Annotated in this window: 22 protein-coding genes; 13 read left to right on the forward strand and 9 right to left on the reverse strand. The window is 60.7% G+C overall.

Going from position 1 to position 26,740, the window contains the following annotated elements; genetic code table 11:
• Positions 1–216: 216 nt before the first annotated feature.
• From G5S37_RS21570 to G5S37_RS21600, 7 genes are all read left to right on the forward strand, one after another.
• Entirely contained in the window at positions 217–918 is a 702-nt protein-coding gene (locus tag G5S37_RS21570; protein WP_165206518.1) for a succinate dehydrogenase cytochrome b subunit, read from the forward strand.
• Between the two features lie 27 nt (positions 919–945).
• The gene (locus G5S37_RS21575; RefSeq protein ID WP_165206520.1) at positions 946–2,946 is read left to right on the forward strand and encodes a fumarate reductase/succinate dehydrogenase flavoprotein subunit; all 2,001 of its coding nucleotides are present in this window, start codon (positions 946–948) and stop codon (positions 2,944–2,946) included.
• Between the two features lie 57 nt (positions 2,947–3,003).
• Positions 3,004–3,801: a succinate dehydrogenase/fumarate reductase iron-sulfur subunit gene (locus G5S37_RS21580; protein WP_165206522.1), complete on the forward strand. Its 798-nt coding sequence runs from the start codon at positions 3,004–3,006 to the stop codon at positions 3,799–3,801.
• A gap of 113 nt (positions 3,802–3,914) precedes the next feature.
• On the forward strand, positions 3,915–4,505 hold the full coding sequence (locus G5S37_RS21585; protein WP_165206524.1) for a biliverdin-producing heme oxygenase: 591 nt from the start codon (positions 3,915–3,917) through the stop codon (positions 4,503–4,505).
• Complete coding sequence (locus tag G5S37_RS21590) at positions 4,502–6,721, forward strand: ATP-binding protein (RefSeq protein WP_165206526.1); 2,220 nt, start codon at positions 4,502–4,504, stop codon at positions 6,719–6,721. The genes G5S37_RS21585 and G5S37_RS21590 overlap by 4 nt, the downstream gene beginning before the upstream one ends.
• Positions 6,718–7,158 carry a response regulator gene (locus G5S37_RS21595; protein WP_165206528.1) on the forward strand — a complete coding sequence of 147 codons (441 nt, stop codon included), beginning with the start codon at positions 6,718–6,720 and terminating at the stop codon, positions 7,156–7,158. Before G5S37_RS21590 ends, G5S37_RS21595 begins: the two co-directional genes overlap by 4 nt.
• Before the next feature lie 15 nt (positions 7,159–7,173).
• Positions 7,174–8,754 carry a hybrid sensor histidine kinase/response regulator gene (locus tag G5S37_RS21600; protein ID WP_165206530.1) on the forward strand — a complete coding sequence of 527 codons (1,581 nt, stop codon included), beginning with the start codon at positions 7,174–7,176 and terminating at the stop codon, positions 8,752–8,754.
• 8 nt (positions 8,755–8,762) lie between these two features.
• Here the strand turns inward: G5S37_RS21600 and G5S37_RS21605 are convergent, their stop codons facing one another.
• From G5S37_RS21605 to G5S37_RS21625, 5 genes are all read right to left on the reverse strand, one after another.
• Positions 8,763–9,704 (reverse strand): transglutaminase family protein, encoded by a 942-nt coding sequence (locus G5S37_RS21605; protein ID WP_165206532.1) that lies wholly within the window; start codon positions 9,702–9,704, stop codon positions 8,763–8,765.
• Between the two features lie 14 nt (positions 9,705–9,718).
• Complete coding sequence (locus tag G5S37_RS21610; RefSeq protein WP_165206534.1) at positions 9,719–12,241, reverse strand: circularly permuted type 2 ATP-grasp protein; 2,523 nt, start codon at positions 12,239–12,241, stop codon at positions 9,719–9,721.
• Positions 12,242–12,283: 42 nt separating this feature from the next.
• The gene (locus G5S37_RS21615; protein ID WP_165206536.1) at positions 12,284–15,679 is read right to left on the reverse strand and encodes a transglutaminase family protein; all 3,396 of its coding nucleotides are present in this window, start codon (positions 15,677–15,679) and stop codon (positions 12,284–12,286) included.
• A gap of 84 nt (positions 15,680–15,763) precedes the next feature.
• A complete protein-coding gene (locus G5S37_RS21620) occupies positions 15,764–16,072 on the reverse strand; it encodes a hypothetical protein (protein WP_165206538.1) in 309 nt (102 codons plus the stop codon).
• Entirely contained in the window at positions 16,069–17,205 is a 1,137-nt protein-coding gene (locus G5S37_RS21625) for a S41 family peptidase (protein ID WP_165206540.1), read from the reverse strand. Before G5S37_RS21625 ends, G5S37_RS21620 begins: the two co-directional genes overlap by 4 nt.
• A gap of 143 nt (positions 17,206–17,348) precedes the next feature.
• On the opposite strand from G5S37_RS21625, the gene G5S37_RS21630 reads away from it, so the two are divergent.
• Complete coding sequence (locus tag G5S37_RS21630; RefSeq protein ID WP_165206542.1) at positions 17,349–17,942, forward strand: hypothetical protein; 594 nt, start codon at positions 17,349–17,351, stop codon at positions 17,940–17,942.
• A gap of 137 nt (positions 17,943–18,079) precedes the next feature.
• On the opposite strand, the gene thiD is transcribed toward G5S37_RS21630, so the two are convergent.
• A complete protein-coding gene (gene thiD, locus G5S37_RS21635) occupies positions 18,080–18,889 on the reverse strand; it encodes a bifunctional hydroxymethylpyrimidine kinase/phosphomethylpyrimidine kinase (RefSeq protein WP_165206544.1) in 810 nt (269 codons plus the stop codon).
• A gap of 441 nt (positions 18,890–19,330) precedes the next feature.
• Positions 19,331–20,395, reverse strand: a complete 1,065-nt coding sequence (locus tag G5S37_RS21640; protein WP_165206547.1) for a class I fructose-bisphosphate aldolase — start codon at positions 20,393–20,395, stop codon at positions 19,331–19,333.
• Positions 20,396–20,801: 406 nt separating this feature from the next.
• Here G5S37_RS21640 and G5S37_RS21645 point away from each other — a divergent pair, with 406 nt between their 5' ends.
• From G5S37_RS21645 to G5S37_RS21655, 3 genes are all read left to right on the forward strand, one after another.
• Positions 20,802–21,065: a GlsB/YeaQ/YmgE family stress response membrane protein gene (locus tag G5S37_RS21645; RefSeq protein WP_165206549.1), complete on the forward strand. Its 264-nt coding sequence runs from the start codon at positions 20,802–20,804 to the stop codon at positions 21,063–21,065.
• A gap of 18 nt (positions 21,066–21,083) precedes the next feature.
• The gene (locus tag G5S37_RS21650; protein ID WP_165206551.1) at positions 21,084–21,527 is read left to right on the forward strand and encodes a YidB family protein; all 444 of its coding nucleotides are present in this window, start codon (positions 21,084–21,086) and stop codon (positions 21,525–21,527) included.
• A 140-nt stretch (positions 21,528–21,667) separates the two neighbouring features.
• A complete protein-coding gene (locus G5S37_RS21655; protein WP_165206553.1) occupies positions 21,668–22,051 on the forward strand; it encodes an ApaG domain in 384 nt (127 codons plus the stop codon).
• 95 nt (positions 22,052–22,146) lie between these two features.
• Here G5S37_RS21655 and G5S37_RS21660 read toward each other — a convergent pair whose 3' ends face one another.
• Positions 22,147–22,746, reverse strand: a complete 600-nt coding sequence (locus tag G5S37_RS21660) for a 5-formyltetrahydrofolate cyclo-ligase (RefSeq protein ID WP_276616977.1) — start codon at positions 22,744–22,746, stop codon at positions 22,147–22,149.
• Positions 22,747–22,859: 113 nt separating this feature from the next.
• Between G5S37_RS21660 and G5S37_RS21665 the strand changes: the two genes are divergently transcribed.
• Positions 22,860–23,858 (forward strand): MBL fold metallo-hydrolase, encoded by a 999-nt coding sequence (locus G5S37_RS21665; protein WP_165206557.1) that lies wholly within the window; start codon positions 22,860–22,862, stop codon positions 23,856–23,858.
• A gap of 153 nt (positions 23,859–24,011) precedes the next feature.
• Complete coding sequence (locus G5S37_RS21670) at positions 24,012–24,515, forward strand: dihydrofolate reductase (protein WP_165206559.1); 504 nt, start codon at positions 24,012–24,014, stop codon at positions 24,513–24,515.
• On the opposite strand, the gene ccsA is transcribed toward G5S37_RS21670, so the two are convergent.
• Positions 24,445–26,730 carry a cytochrome c biogenesis protein CcsA gene (gene ccsA / locus G5S37_RS21675; protein WP_165206570.1) on the reverse strand — a complete coding sequence of 762 codons (2,286 nt, stop codon included), beginning with the start codon at positions 26,728–26,730 and terminating at the stop codon, positions 24,445–24,447. The genes G5S37_RS21670 and ccsA overlap by 71 nt on opposite strands.
• Positions 26,731–26,740: the final 10 nt, after the last annotated feature.

Raw genomic sequence — 26,740 nt, forward strand, 5'->3', positions numbered from 1 at the left:
CGGGCACATGCGACTTTCGTCCTACAGCTTGCCTCTGGACGGCCCCGGCTGGCGTAATAAGAATCAAGCCATCATGCGCGCCCTGTTTGCTCACTCAGGTCGGGCCCACGGTCATCCTTTCGTACAAAAGGAAAGGAGACTGGGTCTCATGAAGGCATATCTCCTGCGACAAGGCTTGCCAAGGCGCGACGGTTCGCCAATATGCAATCCTCACCCATGAGCTCCCTGTTCCCGTCCTTTTTTTCGTTTCTCGGTTCTTCCTTAGGAAAGAAAATCCTGGTCGCTCTCACGGGCATGGCGCTCGTGGTCTTCGTCTTCGGACACATGGTCGGAAACCTGCTCGTGTATGCGGGTCCGGATGCCATCAATGAGTACGGGCACACTCTGCAAACCCTGCTGCACGGCGCCGGCATTTGGATCGCACGCATCGGCCTGCTCGTCTGCGTCGTGGTGCACATCGTTCTCACCATCCAGGTGACCAAGGAGAACCGGGAGGCGCGTTCCGACCGCTACGCCGTCCACAAAACGACCCGGACGACGAACTCGGCCCGCATCATGATTCTCAGTGGGCTCACGCTGCTGGCCTTCATCATCTACCACCTGCTGCACTTCACGGTCCGCGTGGGAAATGACTACGCCACCTACAAGACCAGCCTCCATGGTGAGACCGTGCATGATGTGTACCGCATGGTCATTGCGGGCTTCTCCTGGTGGCCCGCCTCCCTTTTCTACATCATCGCCATGGTCCTGCTCTGGTCCCACCTGAGCCACGGCGTGCAGAGCATGTTCCAGACGGTGGGCCTCTCCAATGAGCGCACCATTCCCATCTACAAGACCATCGCCGTGGTCTTCGCCACCGTCATTCTCATCGGGAACTGTTCCATCCCTATCTCGGTCATGCTCGGCTGGGTGAAATAACGAACCACTTTCCCCTCACCTCTTCCCATGGCACTCGACGCTAAAATTCCAGCCGGGCCGCTCGCCCAGAAGTGGACCCGCTACAAGCAGGAAGCCAAGCTCATCAATCCTGCGAACAAACGCAAATTCACCGTCCTCGTGGTGGGCAGCGGTCTGGCCGGCGCCTCCGCTGCAGCGACCCTTTCCGAGCTGGGGTACAAGGTGAAGTGCTTCTGCTTCCAGGACAGCCCCCGCCGCGCGCACAGCATCGCCGCCCAGGGGGGCATCAACGCCGCGAAGAACTACCAGAACGACGGCGACTCCGTTTACCGCCTCTTCTATGACACCATCAAGGGTGGCGACTTCCGCGCCCGTGAGGCCAATGTGTACCGCCTGGCCGAAGTCAGCGCGAGCATCATCGACCAGTGCGTGGCGCAGGGCGTGCCTCTGGCCCGTGAATACGGCGGCCTGCTGGCGAACCGCTCCTTCGGCGGCGCGCTCGTAAGCCGAACTTTCTACGCTCGTGGCCAGACCGGACAGCAGCTGCTGCTCGGCGCCTACTCCGCGCTGAACAAGGAAATCGCCCGCGGCAACGTGCAGATGTACAACCGCGCCGAAATGCTCGAGCTCGTCGTCGTGGACGGCCATGCCAAGGGCGTCGTGGTGCGGGACCTTGTGACCGGTGAAGTCACCAGCCACGCCGGCGACGCCGTGATTCTCGCGACCGGCGGCTACGGCAACGTCTTCTACCTCTCCACCAACGCCAAGGGCTGCAACGTGACCGCCACCTGGCGCGCGCACAAGAAGGGTGCCTTCTTTGCAAACCCCTGCTACACGCAGATCCACCCCACCTGCATCCCGGTGAGCGGTGACTACCAGAGCAAGCTCACGCTCATGTCGGAGTCCCTCCGCAATGACGGCCGCGTCTGGGTGCCCAAGAAGAAGGAAGACTGCCAGAAGCCGCCTCACCAGATTCCGGATGATGCGCGCGACTACTACCTCGAGCGCAAATACCCCACCTACGGCAACCTCGCCCCGCGCGACATCTCCAGCCGCAGCGCGAAGGAAGTGTGCGACGAAGGTCGCGGCGTCGGCCCCGGCGGACTCGGCGTGTACCTTGATTTCGCCGATGCCATCAAGCGCTACGGCAAGGACAAGGCCGGTGGCAAGACCCTGCCGGAAGAAGAACTGGAAAAGCTCGGCAAGGCCGTCATCAGGGAGAAGTACGGCAACCTCTTCGACATGTATGAGCGCATCACCGGCGAGAGCGGTTATGAGCAGCCCATGCGCATCTATCCCGCGGTGCACTACACCATGGGCGGTCTCTGGGTGGACTACAATCTGATGAGCAATCTCCCCGGCCTGCACGTGCTGGGCGAGGCGAACTTCAGCGACCACGGCGCGAACCGTCTCGGTGCCAGCGCCCTGATGCAGGGTCTGGCGGATGGCTACTTCGTCATTCCCTACACCCTCCCCGCCTACATGGCAGGGCAGAAGCCCGGCTCCGTCACCACGGCGCATCCTGCTTTCAAGGAAGCCGAAGCCGCCGTCGCCGCGCGCACGAAGCAGTTTCTCGACATCAAGGGCAAGCGCACGGTGGATGACTTTCACCGCGAACTCGGCCTGCTCATGTGGAACAAGTGCGGCATGGCCCGCACCCGCGAAGGCCTTCAGGAAGCACTGCAAAAGCTGCCCGGACTCCGTGAGGAATTCTGGAAGAACGTCTACGTCCCCGGTGCTGGCGAGTCCTTCAACCAGGAACTTGAGAAGGCCGGCCGCCTGGCGGACTTCCTCGAGTTCGGCGAGCTCATGTGCCTGGATGCCCAACAGCGTGAGGAAAGCTGCGGCGGTCACTTCCGCAGCGAGTACCAGTACACGGCTGAGGACGAGAAAGCGAAGCGCGGCCAGGCCGGTGAAGCCCTGCGCAATGACGAGAAGTTCGCCTACGTCGCCGCCTGGGAATACACGGGCGACGTCTCCAAGCCCACCCTTCACAAGGAGGACCTCAAGTACGAAGAGATCCACCTCGCCGTACGCAGCTACGTCTAGTCTGCCAACCCCCCCACCCTTTCGCGCAATTTTTCAGAACCGCACCCATCACCTTCCATGGCCCGCACACTGAACCTCCACCTGAAAGTCTGGCGCCAGGCAAGTGCCAATGCCAAAGGCTACTTCCAGGACATCGAAGCCAAGGACATTCCAGAGTCCGCTTCTTTCCTGGAGATGATGGACATCATCAACCAGCGCATCATCACGGCCGGAGCAGATCCCATCGCGTTCGACCATGATTGTCGCGAAGGCATTTGCGGCATGTGCTCCATGGTGATCAACGGCCGCGCCCACGGTCCCGAGGTTTCCACCACCACCTGCCAGCTTCACATGCGGAAATTCCATGATGGCGACACCATCTGGGTGGAACCCTTCCGTGCCGTGGCCTTCCCGGTCATCAAGGACCTCGCGGTGGATCGCACCTCATTCGAGAAGATTCAGATCGCCGGTGGCTTCATCAGTGTACGCACCGGTTCGGTGCAGGACGCCAATGCCTTGCCCATCTCCAAGGAAGCCGCGGACTCCTCCATGGACGCCGCGGAGTGCATCGGCTGTGGCGCCTGTGTGGCCGCCTGCCCGAATGCCAGCGCCATGCTCTTCACCTCTGCCAAGGCCGGCCAGCTCAACATGCTGCCCCAGGGCCAGCCGGAAAAACACCGCCGTGTGCTCGGCATGGTCCGCGCCATGGACGCCGCCGGATTCGGCAACTGCTCCAACCACTACGAATGCGAAGGCGCCTGTCCCAAGGACATCAGCGTCCGCTGGATCGCGAAGATGAACCGCGACTACGCGCTCGCCACCGTGCACGAAGCAGTCATTGCCCCGACCGGTAAGGGTGGTGGCGACGGCGGCTGATTGCCTGTCTGAGCGCACCGGAAGACGAAATCTTACTGTCGGGAAATTGCGTTGCGATTTCTTTTTCGGATGGCCATGCTCATCCGATTCTGATGGCATAAATCTTTCTTCTCGTGCCTGATCGACCATCTCTCCTTCCCCGCCTTCGCCAGGAAACGGCGCAGTCCCACCGCGAACTGGAGGATGCAGTGCAAATCGCACGGACACTCGGGAATGAATCCAGCTACCGGAAATTGCTTGAGGTCTTCCATGGTTTCTACGCTCCCATGGAGGAGCAGTTGTCCGAGGCACAAGAGTGGGAACTGGAAGGCATCCACTTCGACGAACGGCGCAAGGCAGACTGGATCAAACAGGACCTTCAGGCCCTCGGACTCGGAGCGGATCAAATCAACAGCCTGCCCACCTGCGAGGACCTGCCTGTGGTGAACGAGAACGATTTCGCCTTCGGCAGCTTCTACGTCCTCGAAGGCTCCACGCTCGGCGGCCGACATATTTCCGCCATGCTTCAGACCAGTCCCATCAGCGAGCACGCCCGCCGTTTCTTCCGCGGCTACGGTGAGGACACGGGAACCATGTGGAAGCAATTCTGCAATTCCCTGGAGGGGTTCGCGGAACACGCTGACCATGGCAAAATCATCCGCGGTGCAGATGCGACCTTTCGCTCCCTGCAACGATGGATTGCACACGAAGGCCTCCACGCATGACGGAGCACAAGACCATCGATCAAGCAGCACTCGCGATCTGCAGTCGCGAGCCCATTCACATTCCCGGCGCCATCCAGCCACATGGGGTGCTCATGGTCATGCGTGAGCCCGATCTCGTATGCATTCAGGCCAGCACGAACAGCGTGGGCATCACCGGTCTTGGCCCCGAGCAGTTGCTTGGGAGGGATGTGCACGACATCTTCCGCGCGGACTCGGAGAAGATCAGCGCCGCCTGCCGCGACGCGAATCCTGCCAACGTCTCTCCAGTCCCTGTCACCTTGCAGGGTCAGCATTATCACTGCGTGCTTCACCGCCATGATGGCGTGCTCATTGTCGAAGTGGAGCCCGCGGCTGAGGAAAATCCCAGCCTGCACCGGCGCATGCAGCAGGCGTTTGCCGACCTGCGAACGGCAGAAAATCCCGTCGCCCTGTACCAGAACATGGCGGAGTTCATCGCGAAGCTGAGCGGCTTCGAGCGCGTGATGGTGTACCGCTTCGATACTGACTGGCATGGCGAGGTCGTGGGCGAGTGTCTCACCGCAGATGTGGATGCCTACATGGGCCACCACTTCCCCGCTTCAGACATTCCCGAGCAGGCACGCGCTCTGTACCGGAAGAACTGGCTGCGCATCATACCGGACGCAACTTATCAACCGGTACCACTGGAGCCTCCGGTGAATCCACAGACGGGGCGCCCCTTGGATCTCAGCTTTTCCAATCTACGCAGCGTCTCACCAGTGCATCTGGAGTACCTGCGAAACATGGATGTAGCCGCCTCCATGTCCATCTCCGTCATCGTGGAGGATCGCCTCTGGGGCCTCATCGCCTGCCACCACCGCACGTCATTGCAGCTTCCTCACGCGATCCGCAGCGCGTGTGAGATGTACGGTCAGGTGGCCTCGCTGGAGATCGCCGCGAAGGAGGAGAAGGAACGTCTCACCCTCCACTACCAGGCCACCCGCATCCAGACGCGCTTCTTCGACATCATCGCCGAGGAGCAGAACTTCGTGGAGGCCCTGGTGAAGTTCGCACCGCAGCTCCTCACCTTCATGAGTGCAGGAGGGGCCGCCATCTACGTGAATAGGAAGGTAACCCTCCTCGGCGCCACCCCGGACGAAGCTGCGGTGGAAGGGCTGGTGCATTGGATCCAGCAGCAGGACTTCGATACGGTCATCGCCACAGATGCACTCAGCACTCACTATCCCGCCGCGACGGCGTTCACGAAGAACGCCAGCGGTCTGCTCGCCGTGAAGCTTTCCCGCGTGGAGCCGCAGTATGTTCTCTGGTTCCGACCGGAGGTCATCACAACTGTGACCTGGGCGGGCAATCCCTACAAGCCCACCACCGATAAACTCGCCCTGCATCCCCGCAAATCCTTCGCGACCTGGAAGCAGCAGGTGACCGGTAGATCACTCCCCTGGACTGCTGCGGAGACGCACGGTGCAGAGGAACTGCGAGCCGCCCTCAATGCCTTGCTCCTACGCCGCACTGAGAATCTGAGCCGGCTGAATGCCGAGCTGGAAAAGAAAAACACCGACCTCAATTCCTTCGCCTACATCGCGTCCCATGACCTCCGCGAGCCCTTGCGGGGCATGGCCAACTACACCCGGTTCCTCCAGGAAGACCACGCCGAGTCTCTGAACGAGGATGCCCTCGCCAGGCTTCGCAAAATCACTGAGCTCGCCGTCTATTGCGAGGAACTGCTCGATGAGCTGAATCACTTCTCCAAGGTGGGGAGAATGGAAATCCGGCGCAAGGCCACCCGGCTGGATGCGGCGGTAAGTGATTGCAGTGAGGCTCTTTCCTCCCTGCTCCATGAAAGTGGCGCCGAATTAAAACGGCCACATCCGCTCCCTGAGGCCTCGTGCGATCCCATCCTGATTCGAGAAGTGTTTTCCAACCTCATCAGCAACGCGATTCGCTACAACACCAGCCCCCACAAATGGGTGGAGGTAGGTGCACGCCCGCCAACTGCGCCCGATGAGCCGCTCACGCTCTACGTTCAGGACAACGGCATCGGTATTCGTGAGAAGCACCGTGAGGCCGTCTTCCAGATCTTCCGCCGCCTGCACCCGGACAATCGCTACGGCAAGGGAACCGGCGCCGGCCTCGCCATCGTAAAGACCATTGTGGAAAAGCATGGCGGGCGCATCTGGATCGAGGCCCCACCCGAAGGCGGATCCACGTTTCTTTTCACCCTGCCCACCGCCTCATGAAATCCATGTTCTCCCGCAGCGCACGTCCCATCCTCGTCGTGGAGGATCAAGATGCCGACTATGAAACTGTGCTGCGCCGTCTGAAAAAGCTCAGCGTCGAAGCTCCCGTGCATCGGTGCACCGGCGTGGATGAAGTTCACGATCATCTGGGCCGTTGGAAAGCAGGCATTGCCCAGATGCCCATGCCCGCCCTGCTCGTGCTGGATCTGAAGCTCCCTGATGGTGACGGCCAGGAATTGCTGATCCGGATGAAGTCGGATGAGGCATTCAAGGACATTCCCGTCGTGGTGTGGAGTGCCGTGAGCGACCCGGAGGTGCAAGAGCGTTGCCTCAAGGGCGGCGCCAACGATTTTCGATCGAAGGCCGCCGACAACACCATCACCGACGAAGCGATTGACCACATGGTTCATTTGTGGCGCCAGTCCTCTGTTCTCTAAAGGACCTCGCCACCCATGGACGGACTCCCCCCCATCCGTAAACTGCTCATCCTGGACGACAATGGAATCGACCGGGAAACGTGTCGGCGCTACCTGACCAAAGCTCCAGGCAGCAACTACGAGTTCGTCGAGCACAACTCCGTGGAAGGCGCCATGGACATCGTGCTGAGCGAGCGTCCCGACTGCATCCTGCTGGATTACCACCTTCACGATGGCAATGGAGTCGAGTTCCTGCAGGAACTCGTGTCCGTGGGAGGTCCTCGCAGCTTCCCCGTGGTCATGCTCACCGGCACAGGAAACGAAGCCATTGCCGTGCAAGTCATGAAAGCCGGTGCACAGGACTACCTGGTGAAGGATCGTCTGAATCCAGATCTGCTGCACCGTGCCGTGGAAAATGCCATGTACAAGGCGCACACGGAACGCCTGCTGGAACAGCAGCGCCGCGAAATGGAGCAGCTCTTTCTGGAGACCCAGGAGGCCAATGCGCGAAAGGACCAGTTCCTCGCAGCACTGTCCCATGAGCTGCGCACCCCGCTCACGCCGGTGCTGGCAGCAGTCACGGCCACGGACGTGGAGAACTCCGATCCGGAGCAACTGCGCAACATGCTCGCGGTCATTCGCCGCAATGTGGAGTTGGAGGCCCGCCTGATCGATGACCTGCTCGATCTCACCCGCATTTCCCGTGGCAAACTGGAGGTCGATCTCCGGCCCACGGATTTGCACAGCCTGCTGCACCACGCGGTGGAAACCTGTCAGGAGGACATCGCGCACAAGCAGCTCACTCTCGTCTGGCAGCTTGATGCTTCACTCTGCACCGTGCAGGCGGATCCGGCGCGGATGCAGCAGGTATTCTGGAACCTGCTCAAGAACGCGGTGAAGTTCACCCCCGCCGGGGGTCGCATTGTCATTTCCACCAGAAACGAGCCGGGCGAACGCATCATCGCCGAGGTAAAGGATACCGGCGTGGGTATCGATCCCTCCTTCATTGGCAGAATCTTCGATGCCTTCGAGCAGGGCAGCCCGGAAATCACGCGTCACTTCGGCGGCTTGGGCTTGGGACTCGCCATCGCGAAGGCACTCGTGGACGCGCATAGCGGTACCATCCAGGCAGAGAGCGATCCCACCACAGGTGGCGCCGCCTTCGCCGTCACCCTGCGGTGCACAAAGCAGGCACCGGCGGTTTCTGTGTCAACACCCGCCAGCGGACCCGCGAACGACGTTGATGGACATGCGTCCATTCACCTTCTTCTCGTGGAAGACCACATCGACACGGCAAAGGTGCTCGGTCGCATCATTTCCCGCGAAGGCTATCAAGTGCACCTGGCCGGCAGCATTGGAGAAGCAGTACGCTTGTGCGAGAAGCAGCCGATGGACTGCGTCATCAGCGACATCGGTCTGCCGGATGGCAGCGGCACCGAACTGCTCGCGAAGCTGAATCAGATCCGCCCCACCCGTGGCATCGCGCTCAGTGGCTACGGCACCGAGCGCGATGTGGAGCGCTCCCGCAAGGCGGGCTTCTCCGAGCACCTCACCAAGCCCGTCCACTGGCCAAAGCTGGAACGAGCTCTCAAGGAACTGCTGAACGGGCCGAAGTAGTAGAGTTACTACTGACTCTGGGACTGGCCTTGTGACTGGCTTTGCGTTTGTGTTCCCTCCACCAGCTTCAGCTCCGGCATCGGTTTCACATCCACCTGCACCTTGAGCTCCTGGTCGCCGCTGCCATACACGACACCACGCAGAGGAGACACATCGCCAAAGTCGCGGCCAATCGCCACCGAGATGTGCCGCGAGGTCGGCAGGCAGTTGTTCGTGGGATCCAGATCGACCCAGCCGTGCTGGGCTCCGCACCAGACACTCACCCACGCGTGGGAAGCATCAGCGCCCACCATCTTCGGCTTGCCGGGAGGCGGCAGCGTTTCCAGATAGCCGCTGACATACTGTACGGGCAATCCAATCGAGCGCAGGCAGGCAATGTAGATCTGCGCGAAGTCCTGGCACACGCCGCGACGCAACTTGAAGGCTTCAAGAATCGGCGTCGCCACATCCGTTGCCTTCGGATCAAATTTGAAGTCGCGGAACATCCGTGAGTTCAGCTCAATCGCAGCAGCCAGCACGGCACGTCCCGGTATGAACGAGGTGAGCGCGTACTTCGCGAACACTGGATCCGGCTTGATGAAGGGCGAGGGAAAAGAGAACTCACCCGCCTCCGCATCCGGCGTGAGTTCATCGGCACGCACACCATCGCGCAGCGTTTCCCACGGAGGGGTGGTCATGGGATCTGGAATCACCGGGTCATTCACGATCACACGGCTGTGGGCCGTGACCACGAGTTCCTTGTGAGAGCCATGCAAAGCGAAGAAGAGCACCCGATTCCCGAAGTAGTCCGTGTGCCCCGCCATCGTGGAGGGAGCAGGATCGATGTCCAACCCATGCCACAGCAGCGTCTGGCGGCCTTCACTCTTCGGCGCCAGGCGCGCAAGGTGATGCCCCACGGAGATGTGCTCCTGGTACTTGTAGATAGTGCGGTGGATGATTTCGTAACGCATGGGCGATCGCCTCGCTAACGCACGTGAGGCAGCGCGTGACTGAAATAGTGGGCTGAGATCGTCTGCGAGAGACGGACAAGCGACGAGAGCAACTCATCGAAAAGCTCGACGAGCGCACCCGGGTTCGCCTCCTCGTGTTTGACCAGAGATTCGAAATTGATGCCCGCCAGCTCGGAGAGCATGCCGTCCACCTGGCGCTTTTCCTCGTGGGCATCGCCTTCACGACCAGTACGGGGCAGTTGCGAAGCGTGTCTGGTGAGCTGGTGAAGCTGCCACGTGAGTGACCGAGGATTCGTCTCGTCCGCGATGAGCATGTCCAGCACGGGGGCCAGCTGCGCACGCGCATGGTAACGGCGCCGATAGGACATGGCACTATCGAACACTTCCAGCACAGGCCCCAGCACCGAGTCATTGCGTGGCGGCGGATACACCGCGGCCTTTAGCAGGGTGAGAATATTCTGCGCCCGCTCCACACGGCGTCCCAGGTCCAGGAAGCGCCAGCCGTGGCCGCGCGTCATGTTCTCCATCTCCATGCCCGTGAAGGCCGCGAGCTGCAGCACGAGGGAATTCAGAAACTCCAGCGCCTCCGGCACCCGGGAGCGCACGTTTCGCGTGTTCACCTGCCGCACCATCTTGTTCAGGAGCCGCCACGTGTCATCAGAGAGGCGATCACGCAGCGCCGTCGCGTTGAAATTCACGCGGTTCAGCAACTCGCGCACGCTGCCATCGCGGTTGGAGTGATCGATCAAAGCGAAGAGCTCCCCGCGCAGTTCGCCACTCGCCACCTTCGCGCCAAAGCGATCCGGCAGGCGGCCCAACGCCACCAGCCACGGCACCAGGGCCGAGAGTTCACGCGCTTGATCTTCGGTGCCTTCACCCGTCATTCGCTGCAGCACAGCGCGCAGCACACGCACGGAATCCTCAAGGCGCTCCACATACCGGCCGAGCCAGAAGAAATGATCCGCCACGCGGCTGGGCACTTCGCCCGCCATCTTCTCCGGACGCACCACCACGGAAGGAGGAAGCAGCAATGTGAGCTGCTCCACAGGCCCCTCTGACAGTACCCAGGTGTCCTTACTGATACCACCGGCCTGCATGGATACCACCAGCCCCTGCGGGGATGGACTCACCCGCGTGAGTCCTCCCGGCATGACGGCAAAGTCCTCGCCATGCGGCACGATGTAGCACCGCAGCACCAGCGGGTGCCGCTCGATTCTCCCGTTCTCAAACACCGGCGCAGTCGAAAGGGGAAGCCGCTCTTGGGCAGCATAGTCTTGAGGCGAGGCCTTCACCTTCGCCATCAGTTCATCCCGCTGTGCGTCCGAAAGCTGGGAACCAAACACCGGCTGTCCCGCGCCACCGACAAAAGCGCGCTTTAGCACGAAGCGATCGAGGTTCTCCTCCACGTGCTGCAGTTCCTTCGGCTGGCCACACCACCACGTCTCGGCATTGCCAAGCTGCAGGTCCTCACCCAGCAGGTGACGGGACAGTCCCGGAAGGAAAGGAAGCAACGCTGGAGTCTCGATCACCCCGCTACCGATGCCATTGGCAATCGCCACCGTACCGGCACGCCAGGCCTCGACCAATCCAGGCACACCCAGCCACGTTTCACCACGAAGCTCGAGCGGATCACAGAATGTGTCGTCCACATGGCGCACGATCACATCCACCTGACGCAGGCCTTCAAGCGTCTTGAGGTACACCTTGCGACCTCGCACGGTGAGGTCTGCACCTTCCACCAGCGGGAAGCCCAGGTAGCGCGCTTTGTACGCGTGCTCGAAGTAAGTCTCGTTCAGCGGCCCCGGAGTGAAAAGCACCACTCGCGGATCCGCATGATTCTGCGGCGCCATGGCCCGCAGCGCATCGCGCTCCACCTGGAAGAAGGCCGCAAGCCGATGCACATGCATGGAGCGGAACTCATCCGGGAAAAGGCTGGTCAGCACGATGCGGTTCTCCAGCGAGTAGCCCTTTCCAGACGGGGCCTGTGTGCGATCCGCCAGTACCACCCAGCGGCCATCCGGTCCGCGGGCGAGATCCACCGCGTGGTGGAAGAGCATGTGTCCGCCGGCGGGATTCACCCCATGCGCCGCTCGGATGAAGCCGGGATTGGCCAGCACGAGGGACGGCGGGATCCACCCTTCCTTGAGCAGGCGACGCTCACCGTAGATATCCTTCACGAGCAGGCGCAGTAGACGGGACCTCTGCTTCAGCGCCGCCTCCAGCCCGCTCCACTCCTGCGCGGAAATGATGAGCGGCAGGATGTCCAGCCGCCAGTGCCGGTCCGTGTACTGCTTCTGCTCGTTGTAAATGGTGTAGGTGGCGCCATGCTCACGCAGAAGCTGGTTCGCCTCTTCACGACGGGCGTTCAGGTCCTGCAGCGTCAGCTTGGACAGGGACGAAAGAAACGGCTGCCAGGCGGGGCGTATCTGGCCATCCGGCGCAAACGCCTCGCCCCATCCCGTGGCCGGGCTACGAGAGCACGCCGCGAGCAAGTCTGCCACGGAGGTGTTGGCAGGTGCAGACGGTGATTCCATCATTTGAGAGGCGGGAGCGGCCACATGGTATGATGGCCGCGAACGCTACGCGCGCAAATCCAGTGTGAAGGGAAACTCACGCGACAGGGGCGGCGCGGGAGGCACCACTTTGCCACCGGAATGCCCCATGTTTTCGAACCGGGCGAGCCGACGGCTCTCCGCTTCGTAGGCGTTCACCGGGAAGGTGTCATAGCTCCGGCCCCCCGGATGGGTGACGTGGTAGCGGCAACCTCCCAGTGAGCGATTGTTCCAGGTGTCGACCAGGTCAAACGTGAGCGGTGCATGGATGCCGATGGTCGGGTGCAGGCACTCCGGGGGCTGCCAGGCGCGGTAGCGCACCCCGCAGACATACTCGCCATTCACCCCGGTGGGGTGTAGCGGCAGGCGCCTGCCATTCACGGTGACCACGTGACGCGGATCCACCATGCCCTTCACCTTCACCTCCATCCGTTCCAGCGAGCTGTCCACGTAGCGCACGGTGCCACTGCCGCCATTCTCTTCGCCCAGCACATGCCAGGGCTCCAGGGCGGTGCGGAACTGCACCTCCACATCCTTCTGCGAGAACGTGCCAATGCGGGGGAAACGAAACTCGTAGTGCGGCGCGAACCACTCGGACTTCATCTCAAAGCCCGAGGACTTCAAATCAGCCACCACATCACCGAAGTCACTCCAGATGAAATGCGGAAGCATCCAGCGATCGTGGATGGCTGTGCCCCAGCGCACGAGCGGAGCCTTGTACGGATCCTCCCAGAACTTCGCAATCAGCGAGCGCAGCATCAGGTGCTGCGCGAGGCTCATGCGAGAATCGGGCGGCATCTCATAGCTGCGCAGTTCCACCAGGCCGAGACGCCCCGTACTGCTGTCTGGCGAGTAAAGCTTGTCGATACAGAACTCCGAACGGTGCGTGTTGCCCGTGGCATCGATGAGCAAGTGGCGAAATAGACGATCCACCAACCAGGGCGCAATGTACCCACTGGCATCCGGCACCTGATCAAACGCCAGCTGCAACTCGTACAGCGAGTCATTGCGCGCTTCATCCACTCGTGGCGCCTGGCTCGTGGGCCCAATGAACAGGCCGGAGAACAGGAAGCTGAGCGAAGGGTGATTGTGCCAGTAGTTCAGCAGCGAGCGCAGCAAATCTGGACGACGCAGCACGGGAGAGTCAGATGGTATATCACCTCCCATGATGATGTGATTGCCCCCACCGGTGCCGGTGTGGCGCCCATCCACCATGAACTTCTCTGTGCCGAGCCTCGTCAGCCGGGCCTCATCGTACAGGATGGTGGTCTTCTCCACCAGTTCATCCCACGTGGCGGAGGGATGCACGTTCACTTCGATCACCCCGGGGTCAGGCGTCACCTTGAGCACGCTGAGACGCGGATCATGGGGAGGTGGCTCACCTTCCAAAATGACAGGCATGTTCAAGTCCGACGCGGCATCCTCGATGGCCGCCACGAGGTCGAGGTAGTCTTCAATCGCCGTCACCGGCGGCATGAAGACATGCAGTCTCCCATTGCGTGGCTCCACGCACAGGGCCGTGCGCACAATCCATGGGGCGCTGCGCCCCTGCTCCGGCTGACGCGTGCCCGTCGCGGATGCGGGGGCCAGCTTCTGCCGCGAGCCGGACTTCTGCGCCACGGCGCTTTCGGGGCCGTAGGGATAGGTGGCATGGGTCGGCTTGGTGGAATCTCTTCCAGCCGCGTCCTTGGCCACATGCATCTGCGCTGCGCGACTGCGTCGTGGTGGAAGCGCGGCACGCTCTTCCATGGGATCGGGCTCCGGGTTGTAGGGAAGCTCGCTCTGCGGCGCCCACGGCAGGGAATCCAGCGGAAGGCGCAGCCCCATGGGCGAATCCCCAGGAGTGAGGTACAATGTCTCCCGGCGCAGGAACCAGGGACCACTGGCCCATTCAAGCTCATCTCCCACAATATTCCGCTGCAGAGGCAGGGCATAACCCACCACGCTGCCAAGGCCCTGCTCAAAGATGCGGCGGATGCGATCCCGCTCCAGCTTGTCATTCAGATTGCTGTTGAGCGGATCCACATTCACCGGCAGTCGACGCTCACGCCAGATGTAGTAGTACACATCCTCGTATGCAGGCAGCAGCCACTGGCCATCCACACCGAGGTGGGCAATAAGCCGGTCCGCCAGCAGCTTCGCCTCTGCGGCACCGTGCGCGTAGCTCTTGCTCTCATCTGCGATGAGGTCCGGATTCTGCCAGACAGGCTCACCATCCTTGCGCCACCAGCAGCCCAGCGACCAGCGAGGAAGGGCCTCCCCGGGGTACCACTTGCCCTGGCCATAGTGCAAGAGACCACCCTTGGGCGCATAGTGCTTGCGCAGACGCTTGATCAGTTCCCCGGAGAGTTCGCGTTTGCGCTTTCCATTCGCTGCGAAGTTCCACTCCTCACCATCGGGATCATCGATGGAGATGAAGGTCGGCTCGCCACCCATGGTGAGGCGCACATCGCCCGCACGCAGACGGTCATCCACGGCACGGCCGGATTTCAGAATCTCCGCCCACTGCTCGTCCGTGTACGGCTTGGTGACGCGAGGCGATTCATAGATGCGCGTCACTTTCATCTCGTGATGCATCGTCGACTCGGCCTTTTCGATTGCACCGCTCACGGGAGCCGCGGTCATGGGCTCCGGAGTGCAGGCCAGCGGAATGTGTCCCTCGCCCGCAAGCAAACCGCTCGTGGGATCCAGTCCAATCCATCCCGCGCCGGGCAGATACACCTCGCACCACGCATGCAAGTCAGTGAAGTCCACCTCGGTGCCGCTCGGGCCATCGAGCGCCTTCACATCCGCCGTAAGCTGGATGAGATAGCCGCTCACGAAACGCGCCGCAAAACCGAGGCGGCGCAGGATATTCACCAACAGCCAGCCCGTGTCACGGCACGATCCACTGCGCAGGGCAAGCGTCTCTTCCACGCTCTGCACCCCGGGCTCCATGCGGATGAGGTAGCTGATGTCCTGCTGCAACTGCGCATTCAGGCCCACCAGGAAATCGATGGTCCTGATGTTCTTCTTGCCCACCCAGGGCTCGATGTAGCGCAACAGCTTGGGACTTTGTTCCTCCCATTCAAGAAAGGGAGCCAGATCCTTCTTCAGCCAAGGCTCGTACTTGAAGGGAAAGGTCTCCGCCGAGGGCTCGAGGAAGAAATCGAAGGGATTGTACACCGCCATCTCGGCCACGAGATCCACGGTCACATCGAACTCCCGGGTCTTCTCCGGAAACACGAGTCGCGCGAGGTAGTTCGAGTGGGAGTCCTGCTGCCAGTTGATGAAGTGCTGCTTCGGCTCGACCTTCAGCGAGTAGCTCAGGATCTTCGTCCGGCAATGCGGAGCCGGTCTCAGACGGATGGTCTGGGGTCCCAACGCAATGAGACGGTCGTAGGAATAGGAAGTCCGGTGATGAAGCGCGACGTGGATGGACATGCAGGCGAGTTACCAAGCATGCCGCGTGCCACGGAGACAAGCGAGGAGAATTCCGTGACCAAAAAGAATCAGGTCGTGAACGATTTAGGCACGGCCATGCCCGCCACCATCAACGATCGGATGCTCGATCCGTACCCCGGTCAGAACGTCCGGAATCAGCCTCGCCTCGTTGAAATCGCAAAGGGACAGGATGGCCCGGCTGCGGTCCCCCACCTGCAGGGGCGGCACGCGATCCAGCGGCAGTGCAAAGGCCAGGACGAGCTTCCCATTGGCCAGCGTGGCACGGTAGCTCCGCCCATCCAGCACCTCCTGAATGGTCACCGTGGTGAGGATGCGCACATCTCCGGTCTTCTCTGATGTCTCTGTCCCGGGTTCGATCGTGGCTAGGCTCATGGTTCTGGATTGGTCGATGTCGGATTGGCAGGCTCCGCCTTGGGGATGTTTTCCACAGGGCCTTCTGCCGGGTTGTGTTTGGGCTTCCAATCGATCTTGGATGCGCCGCCGAAGTCCCCCGCCAGGATGAAATCAATCGCCCGCTGGGTGACCGCATCGCGGGTCTGGCCTTCGTCACCGGGAAGCGACTGCCCCTTGCTACGCCGGACGTAGTCATCCAGTTCCGGGTGTTGATCGTGCACCAGGGCGCGTTCGTTGAAACGCGGACGTACCCGGTCATTCACATACGGCAGATGTGACTTTCCCCGGCTCCCCTCAAAGGCGAGACGCTTCTCCTTCTGGCTGCCCACGATCTTGAACAGGGGCTCCAGCCCCACCTTGAACCGCGAGGTGCCATCCGGCAGCAGCATCTCCGCGCTGGCGTAGCGGAGGATGGTATTCTCATCCAGCGTCACATCCGAATAGCTCACCGAGGCGCCGCGTGTCTTTTCGCCGATCAAGAGAGCCCTGCCCTGCCCATGCAGCACCGCAGCCACGGCCTCCGCCGCAGGACCAGTCTCTCCATCGATGAGCACCACCACACGCTCCGTCCAGATGGGAGCGCTCTTGGAAATGAAGAGCTCGGCGTCATCACTGTGAAGCTGCTTCAACTTGAACATCAGTTCGCCCGAAGGCAGAAAGGTCTGCAGCACGGCCGCAGCCTCTTCAAAGAGACCCTTGCCACCAGCGCGCAGGTCCAGGATCAAATGCTTTGCCTTCTTTTCCTGGACGCCCTTCAGCGCTGACTCAAACAAGGCGCCCTCGCCCTGGGCAAAAGTCTCTGGCCGCAGATACGCCACATCCGGCGCGAGAAATTCCGCATGCACATACGGCACCACCGCCTTTTCCTCGGACTTGGCCGGCACCAGCTCTGCCCCGAAGTCCAGTCGCTCCAGCAAGCCCTGCAGCGCGGCACGGTTCAGTTCTTCATAACTCAGATCCTCACGGCGAATGTAGTCGCGGCGCAGGATCTGGAAGGCGGACTGGATGCTGTTTTGCGGGAGCTTGTCCAGCAGCGGTCTTGACTCCACCGCACCCAGGAGTGGTGGCAGCGAGAGTATCAGCGTGAACAGGCTAGCCCGAAATGGCAACATCCCCGTAGCATACCAATGGAGCGCCCGGACGCCAGCACACTTGTGCAGAAGACGCACCGACACCCCCCGCCAGCGGCCAAATGCAACGGATGTTTGCCAAGGACCACCTTGCCAGATGCTTAAGAAATCCGTAGGATACGCCCATGCATCGGTTGCTTTCCCCCACTCTGCTGTTGCTGGGCATGCTCGCCCTGACCTCCTGCGAAACCGTCGAGCCCGTAAGCCCCGGTCGCCGCCCCGCTCCCCGCGTCTTGATTCCCAGTGGACTCAGCGCCTCCGAGCGTGAATTGCTGCCCGAGGTGGAAGACGCCCTCGTGGACTCCGGATTCCGCCCTACCTACCGCGCCCCGGCGGACTACATGCTGGCTTTTGAAGTCGATGACGGTCCAGTGAACGCCGACGTGCATCTGCGCCTGACCCGCCACGGCGAAGAAGTCGCCCACGCCTACGCCCGCACCGGAGGCCCGGGCATCCTCCTCCACCGTCGGGAATACATTCGCAAGTCCTTCGACAAATCCCTCGATCAGTTCGAGGACCAGATTGAAGGCATCGCCCGCCGCAGCTGGAGCAGGCAGGACCATCACGACCACGACTACGGCCGTGGCTATGACAACAGCAATGACATCTACGACGACGGTGACAGTCGGTATGATGATGCCAACTACGACGACAGCTATCGCTATGATCGCACCCCGCGCCAGTATGGGCGCACAGGTGGGTATGAGCGCGGGTATTGAAGAAAGTAGTCCGCCGAGCCTCGGCGGTCATTGTATTGTAGCGGGAGAACATCCCTCGATCCTCGAACCACCGAGAAGTCGTCACTCGCGCAAACCTCGCTCAGTGACATGGTCCCCACCGCCGAAGGCTCGGCGGACTACTTTCCTATCGTCTGATTCAGCGCCTCCATCGTGCCCCAGCGGTGATGATGGGCGATGGCGTTCGTGACGAATTCCTTCCCCTGGCGCACGGCGTCCAACATCGACAAGCCATGGCCAAGCCCGGCAGCGATGGCCGCGGAGTACGTGCATCCCGTCCCATGCGTATGCACGCCCTCAATGCGACGCCCCTCAAGCCAGTGAAGCTCACCGCCGGCGGCCAGCACGTCCGGCACACTATCTCCTGAGAGGTGGCCGCCTTTCAGTAAAACTGCACAGCCATGACGCGTACTCAACGCCAGCGCATGATGTTCCATGGATTCCCGCGTGGTAATCTTCTCACCCACGAGGACAGCAGCTTCATCGAGATTGGGTGTGATAAGAGAAGCGTGAGGAAACAATCTACCCACCAGCGCCTCTTCCGCATCCTCATCCAGCAAGCGCCCACCACTCGTGGCCACCATCACCGGATCCACCACCAGCGGCACTTTCTTACTGGAATGCACTGAAGCTTCCCACGCAGACACCACCGCTTCAATCTGCTCCTTGCCACCCAGCATGCCGGTCTTTGCCGCCGCAATCGGATACGCGTCCATCAGCAGCTTCACCTGCTCATACACCACCTCAGCATCGATGAGCTGGATGCGAGAGACCACGAGCGGCGTCTCCGCCACCACCCCGGTCACGGCCGTCATGGCATAGCCTCCCAATGCCGTGATGGTCTTGAGATCCGCCTGAATACCCGCGCCCCCAGAGCAATCCGATCCGGCAATGATAAGAATGACAGGTGGGCTGGCAGCAACGCTCATGGCAAAGGATTACCCCTCCGCACTGAAGGCCCGGACTCAAGGGAAAAGTAATCTTCCATCAAGGTTCGTGCCATGACACGAACGATCAAGATGCTGTGACGCGCAGCGTCCTTGGACTGCGTGCAGCCCTGCTGCCGCTTTCCTCAAGTGCAGCCTGCTGCACGCTTCACCGCGACGAAGTCGCCAAGTATTCTGGACGTTTCACCCTGCGAGCGAGTATCACCATCGCCGCAGTCCCGCGAAGCGGGACGGACTCTGGAAGACGGCAGCAGGGCTGCGCGCAGTCCAAGGCCTTCGGCACCACTTCCGTATCCTTCACCTGACGTTCATACGCAAAGCGGGACCAAGGTCAGGGAGCCTTGGGCTGGACTCCCAAAGCCCCTCAGGCTGCAACTTCGAAGGGACTCTTCATCCTGCACATGCTCCCCTAAAGGAACGAAGTCACGCAATCGTGATCTCCTTGCACAGGTACACATCCTGGATCCGCTGCAGCAGCTCTGCCCCTTCCTTCATGGGACGCTGGAAAGCCTTGCGACCTGAAATGAGCCCCGAGCCACCCGCGCGCTTGTTGATCACGGCAGTGTACACCGCATCCTCAAAATCCTTCTTCCCGGAGGCGCCGCCGCTGTTGATCAATCCCGCGCGACCCAGATAGCAATTCGCCACCTGATAGCGGCACAAATCGATGGGATGGTCACTGGAGAGATCAGAGTAGATGCGTTTGTCCAGTTTCCCATAGCTGGAGCCACCGGTGTTCAAGGCCAGGAAGCCCCCGTTATTCTCCGGTAGCTTCTGTTTGATGATGTCCGCTTGAAGCGTGCAACCGAGATGATTCGCCTGACCGGTGAGATCCGCAGCCACGTGATAGTCCTTGTCCTTCTTGAACTCCGGATTGCGCAGATAACACCAGAGCACCGTCGCCATGCCCAGCTCATGCGCACGTGAGAAGGCTTGGGCAATCTCCACAATCTCACGCCCGGCATCATCGGATCCAAAGTAGATGGTCGCACCCACCGCCGCCGCGCCCATCTCATACGCGCGCTCCACCGTCCCAAACGGAATCTCCTTGAACACATTCGGATAGGTGAGCAGTTCGTTGTGATTCAGCTTCACCAGGAAAGGAATCTTGTGCGCGTATTTGCGCGACACCATGCCCAGAACACCGAACGTCGATGCCACCGCATTGCAGCCACCCTCGATGGCCAGCTTCACGATATTCTCCGGATCGAAGTACTCCGGATTCGGCGCAAAGCTCGCGCCCGCGGAGTGCTCCACTCCCTGGTCCACCGGAAGAATTGAGAGGTATCCAGTTCCAGCGAGTCTCCCCGTGTTGTACATCCAGTTGAGGTTGTTCAGCACCCTCTGGTTGCGATCGCTGGGAGCGAAGATGCGGTCCACCCAATCTGGTCCAGGAAGATGCAGTATCTCCTTGGAGATCGTCTTGCACTCGTGCTTCAAGAGGGAGTCGGCCTTGTCGCCGAGCAAAGAAAGAATTTGGTCGAGCATGGCAGGATATGGTTCTCCCGCATTGCACTCCTGATCATGAACGGAGTCCAGTTCAAAGTAGGTTGCACTATCGACACCATTTTGTTGCTCTGCCTTGCGAAACTTTAAACACCTCTGAAGAAAGCTGCAATTTCAAGAGTTCACCGGAGCCGGAAAGACGCGAAAGTCGCCATTTTTAGATACCATACCCCTCCGGAATCTGGGATAATGACCACGATTCGTTAGATTAACTTTCCTTCATAACCGCCATCTGGCACAACGTTCACGCGTTCGCATTCCATCCAACGCAAGAACTCCCGACTGAAGCGCTGACCTTCGGCAATTGCCCCCTCAACACTCGTTGCGGCTCATCATGGCCAGCTCATTCGCTGGCGGCTCTAAAACACATCCGAGCAAAGTATCGTATATGAACATCCTTTATTGGATCCTCCTCGGCCTTATTGCCGGAGCGCTGGCCAAGCTCATCATGCCGGGAAAAGATCCCGGCGGCATCATTATCACCATTCTCATTGGGATCGCCGGTGCCCTCATCGGTGGCTACCTTGGGAGATTCATGGGATTGGGCGCAGTCCGGTCCTTCAACCTCGATGGCATCTTCACTGCGACGATCGGCTCCGTCATCCTGCTGATCCTCTATCGCCTCGTGTCCACAAGGATGAAAAAAGCATAGCTCTACTACATCATGGGAATGATCGATACCCTCCTCGAAACCCTCACCGGTAAAAAAGAGGACAATGCAGCAGTAGCAGCAGGCGGACAGGATCCGCTTGCCGCAGCGCTCAGCAGCTTGCTGGCGAAAAATGGTGGCCTCCAGGGCCTGATGAGCAAGTTCTCTCAAGGGGGACTTGGTGAAGTTTTCTCCTCATGGGTCGGCATGGGAGAGAACCAGTCTGTCAAAGCCTCGCAGATAGAAGACGTGCTCGGTTCCGAACAGGTAAAAGGTCTCGCTTCCCAATTGGGAGTCGACCCATCCAAAGCCTCGGGATTCCTCGCCAGCTATCTGCCGCAGATCGTCGACAAACTGACGCCTGCAGGAAAACTCGACAAAGGACAAAATGAGCAACAGCAGGGGCTGGACGACCTGCTCCCCTCTCTGCTCAGCAACCTTATGGGCGGCAAGCCACCGGTCTGACAACCCCGCTCCGCAAAGCCCCAGGCTGCCGGCGAGTCCGGCAGCTTGGACCGGCAGGTAAAATTCATTTTACCCAGAAACTCCCGCCACGTGAACACCCCCACTGGCGCAGTGTCTCATCTTGGGTAAAATCCCCCCTCATGCCCCTACAATTTGAACAGCTCCCCGGACTCTCCGTCTCGGTGGACCAGGTGCTCTATCTGCCGCATCTCCAGGTGCCGCCGGAGAAGCCGCATCCCTTTGCCTATTACCTCTCGATCCACAATCATTCGGACGAGACCGTGACCATCGTCGGACGCAAATGGATCGTCACCGACGAGGGCGGCGAGACTCTCGTGGTGGAAGGTGATGGCGTCGTGGGCGAGAAGCCCCGCCTCGAGCCCGGCCAGACATTTAGCTACAACAGCTACCACGTGATTGCCGAGCCCAGCATCGCCACCGGCACCTTCTTTGGAAAGACCTCCAATGGCAAAGCGGTGTACGTGCGCGTCCCGGACTTCCGGCTCGAGCTGCCCCTGGTATAAAAGAGGATGATGTGGTGTGATACGATTCACACCACCTCGCATCGCACCGTGTCCTGACCACGCCGCGCAACCCAATGCACGGCGGCCATTCTGCGTCAGTGTGACAGTTCCATCCACCCCTGCTCCGTCACGATGGCCTGCACACGGCGATCATGTCCCTCCGCAGGCACAGCGGGCAGCACTTGCATGTGGAAGCAGACGCCAATGCGTACGCAAATGTCCTGCATCTTTTCAAGGGCGCGATCATAGTGCCCTTTGCCACGGCCGAGGCGGGTGCCATCCACCGAAGAAAAAGCCACCCCGGGCACCAATGCCACGGACACGTCTTCGAGCTTGAGCCGGTTTCGCGCATTTCGCCACGGCTCCAGGACACCGAGTACGCCAGGCACCAGATCCTGCTCATCCTCAATGAGGTAGGGGGTCATGACCTCCCCCTCAATGGCAAAAAACGCCGTGCGCATACCCATCCCCTGCAACCACGAAAGGAGTGGCAGGAGATTCGGCTCTGAAGCCATGCCTCCGAACAACGTCACCACACCACCCGGCCGCACCCAATCAGGGCGCTGCTGCAAATGGCTAAGCACGGATTCAGACCACGCCGCGCGTTCCTCAAGTGAACTGGCACGCATCCTCTCGCGGATCAGCTTCCTTAATCCGCTTTTGCTCTCCACTGGTTGAGTTTCTGAAGTCGTCATCGCTCGAGAAAAGGAAGATTTCGAGACCTGAAATGATTGTTGTCATCCTGAACCAGAAAACCTAGACTTTCCAACACCTTCGGCACTTTTCCTGCCCTCAGCCCCTGCTGGAAATGCTTCACGACCTCAATTTCCGATCCTTCAGCCAGAAAGCGCGTGCGCGGCGCCAGAGCCAGACGGCTCAAGGCTCCTCTACCGCCAGCGCCAACGGGCACAACACCAACAAGGTGGGTCTGCTGCCCAGCAAGGGCTGGCGGGAGCGCAACCTGAAGTTCTTCAGCGACGTGCTCATCCCCCACTTGCTGGCTCCACGACAGGCCGGCGGAGAGTTTTCCTTCCGCGCAGACCTTGAGAATCACGAAACCGGTGTGACCTGGCTGGGTCACGCCGGTTTTCTTTTGCAAGTAGGTGGCAAAAATATCCTCGTGGATCCGGTGTGGGCGCTCTGGCTGGGGCCCATCAAACGCGTCAGTCACCCCAGCCTGGTGGCGCGCAGCCTCCCATACATCGATCTCGTGCTCATCACGCACGCGCATTTCGACCACCTTCATCTCCCCAGTTTACGTTCCATCGCCGCCGGTCAGCCGATCATTGTTCCAGAAGGTGTCGGCAGCATTGTGAAAAATTGCGCCTTCAGTAGGGTGATTGAGATGCACTACTGGCAGACGCTGCGCGTGGACACGCTCGACATCACCTTCACGCCCACCAAACACTGGGGCGCGCGCTTCATCCACGACACCTACCGCAAGTTCGGCGGGTACCTCATCACGGAGCGCAGGAGCGGACACACCATCTTCCACTGTGGAGACAGTTCTCTCTTCGATGGCTTCCAGGACATCGCGAAGCGTTCACCCATCGACATCGCGCTCATGCCCATCGGCGCGTATGAACCGCCCAGCGGCCGCCCGGTGCACATGAACCCCGAAGAGGCCCTCGTAGCGGCAGACATGCTCTCTGCACGCCATATTGTGCCCATGCACTACGGCACCTTCCCCATCAGCGGTGAGCCCATCCACGAGCCAGTGCAGCGTTTCCGCACCAAGGCCGATGCCAGCCTCGATCACACCGTGCACGTACTGAACGAGGGACGGTCGCGCGTGTTTGGGAGGTGACCAGAAGTTGATGGAGTATGGTTGATAGTTGATAGCCTGAAAAATTTCGGGCGGAGATCGCGACTGCGATTAATGCGATGACTCGTTCGCGCTTCAGAATCCGCGCGAGCACTCTCAGGCTATCAACTATCAACCAAAAACCATCAACTCCCGATGCTCCTCACCCTTATCGCCGCCATCGACGAGAACCGCCTGCTGGCGGATGCACGCGGCATTCCGTGGAAGCTGCCCCGGGATACTGCCCACTTCCGGGAATACACCGCCGACAAGTGGCTGCTCCTTGGGCGCACGACGTATGAAGAAATGCGTGGCTGGTTCCGCACCGGTCATATGCCTCTCGTGCTCAGCTCACGCTGCGGGTGGGATCCTGAAATCGGGCGTGTCGTCTCTTCCGTGCCGCAGGCCATCGCCATGGCGGAAGCAGCCGGGCAGACAGAGCTTGTATGCATCGGCGGCGGACAAGTCTTTGCCGCCGCCCTGCCCTATGCGACCAAACTGCTGATCACACGGGTACATGCCCGCATCGAATCGCAGGGCAGGCCCGTGTACTTTCCCCACTGGGATGACTCCCAGTGGGAGGATGTCATTATTTGGCAGCAGCCTGCGGATGCAGAGCACGCCCTGTCTTTTGCTCTTCACGCGATGACGCGCCGGTAGTGCCACCACCACCGGTGCGGGATTTTTTGTCCACACGCGCAAGAATCATCCCGACCACCACATAGCCGGCCAGGACTCCCCAAATGGTGTAGAGCCACCTCCAGGCTCCGCTCATTTCACCATAGTTGTGCAAGCCGAAGGAAAGCTGGTTTGTGGCGAACCATGAGAAGATGGTGATCATGCCCAGCACCACACAGGCTACATGGAAACCAGCCTCGCGAATGTAGCCGCCCAGCCGCGCGTGGAGGATGATCAGATTCATGAGCACAATCATAAGGGCGCCATTCTCCTTCGGATCCCAGCCCCAGAATCGCCCCCAGGAGTAGTTTGCCCAGATGCCACCGAGCACGGTGCCTACCAGCGAGAGGAAGAGACCGGTAAGCACAAACGCGTACGAGATGCGCGTCAGTGTCCGTGCGTCCTCGTCACCTGCTTTCGTGATGCGAAAGACACGGCGGGTGACGTACACCATGGAGCAGATGGCAGCCACCATGCCACACGCGTAGCCAAGATTGATGCACGGCACATGCGTCGCGAGCCAGAAGTTGGTGATCAGCACGGCCTGAAGCTGCACCAGGCTGTCCTTGCCCTCCATTTCGAAGAAGCGGATCGAGAGGAACATGCCCGCCACCCCCGCAATGCAGGCGACCGTCATCGCCAGACCCTTGCGCCGGCTGAGCCACTCCACCAGCAGCGCCCCAATCACCGAGGCCGTGGTGATGAAGATGATGGTCTCATACAGGGTCGTGATCGGCGGACGCTCCATGATCAGGCTGCGGATGGTGATACCGACCGTTCCCAGCGCCGCGCCGCTGATCATCGAGACCCAGCAGATGACCTTGCAGATCCTCTCCCACAAGCCACCCGGTGACACCCAGCTCAAAGCGAGGGCGAGGGCACCAAGGATGAACATGTACAGCGCATTCGTGAAGTAGTCCGCTCGATGCAACCCAATCTCCATGCCGATGTGTCCTGACTGCCCGCGCTCCGCCGCCGCCTTGGTCAGCAGGTCCACCGCTTCATGGACCTTCGTCTTGAATTCACCACTGCTCGCCGTGCCTGCCACACGTCCCAGCTCGCCATAGGCGCCCAGCATGGCGTACTCGTGCGGGGAAAGCTCGCCACCCTTCAGCACCACTTCCTCCATGAGGACACCCGGACTTTTCCAGTTCTCAAGTTTCTTGTCGTCCGGCGGGAAGATGTTGAGCTGTTCCTGAGGCACACTGTTCATCCTCGCGGACAGAAGACTGCGGTAGAAATGGAAGAACCACCGGTTTATTGCAGGTGCGGCCGCATCAGGATGCTCCTTGAGGTAGGCCGCCACCTTGGGCAGCAGGGTGGCAATGGACGGATTGGGGTCATCCGCAGGAGAAAGGATCTCCGCAGGCACCTTGCTGATCTGATCGCCAAACGGCTGCCGGGCGAAATCGAGGTGACCCAGCATCAGCTCAAAGTCCAGGAAGTCCTGGCTCAGCTTGTAGATGGCACGGTACTCCGGTGAGAGCGTTTGCGGATCCACGCCGCGGAACTCCTCCATTTTTTCCGCGAGCTTCTCACGCCCCTCGGAAATCTCATTGTAGGAATAGCGGTCCCGCTTGCCCTTGCCGTGCAGGTTCAGGATCACCACCGCGTCCGAGTTGTCCACCACGAAGACGTTGAGCTCTTTTGCGATGTCCGGGCGGAAGAGCGTGATGAGCAGCCACTCCATGGCGCTGAGCTTCGCGCTGCCCTTCGCATTCACCACCGGCTTCCCGGTCTGCGGATCGAGCACCGGCTCGACCTTGCCCGTTGCTTCATTGAACTTCTCCGCACGGAGGCTCTGCTTGCCATGCATCGGCAGTAGCAGCGTGGTACGCGCCACACTCTCCAGCGGCTTGATGCGACCGTGCTGTTGCACGGGTATCCTTGCCATGGTGTTTACCACTTCGGGATCCAGCAGCGTTTCCAGTGAGATCAAAGGCACCGGTTTCGCGGCGGCAGGTTCCGCAGGAGCAGTCGTGGTCGCTGCAGGTGTTGGTGCTGCTGCGGGTACAGGCGCAGCCTCTGGTGCTGCTGGAGATGCAGGTGCAACGGCAGGAGCCGCGGCGGACGCGTGAGGATCCGCCGGCTTGGCGGGAGTTTGAGTTTCCGCCTGCTGGGCATTGGCGAGCAGCGGCAGGAGAACCAAGGCGGCAACACACGCCGTGAGGTTCGTCGTCAGACGGGAAGCTTTCATGGAAGGAGAA

Source organism: Roseimicrobium sp. ORNL1, assembly GCF_011044495.1.
In the GTDB taxonomy this organism is placed as follows: domain Bacteria; phylum Verrucomicrobiota; class Verrucomicrobiia; order Verrucomicrobiales; family Verrucomicrobiaceae; genus Roseimicrobium.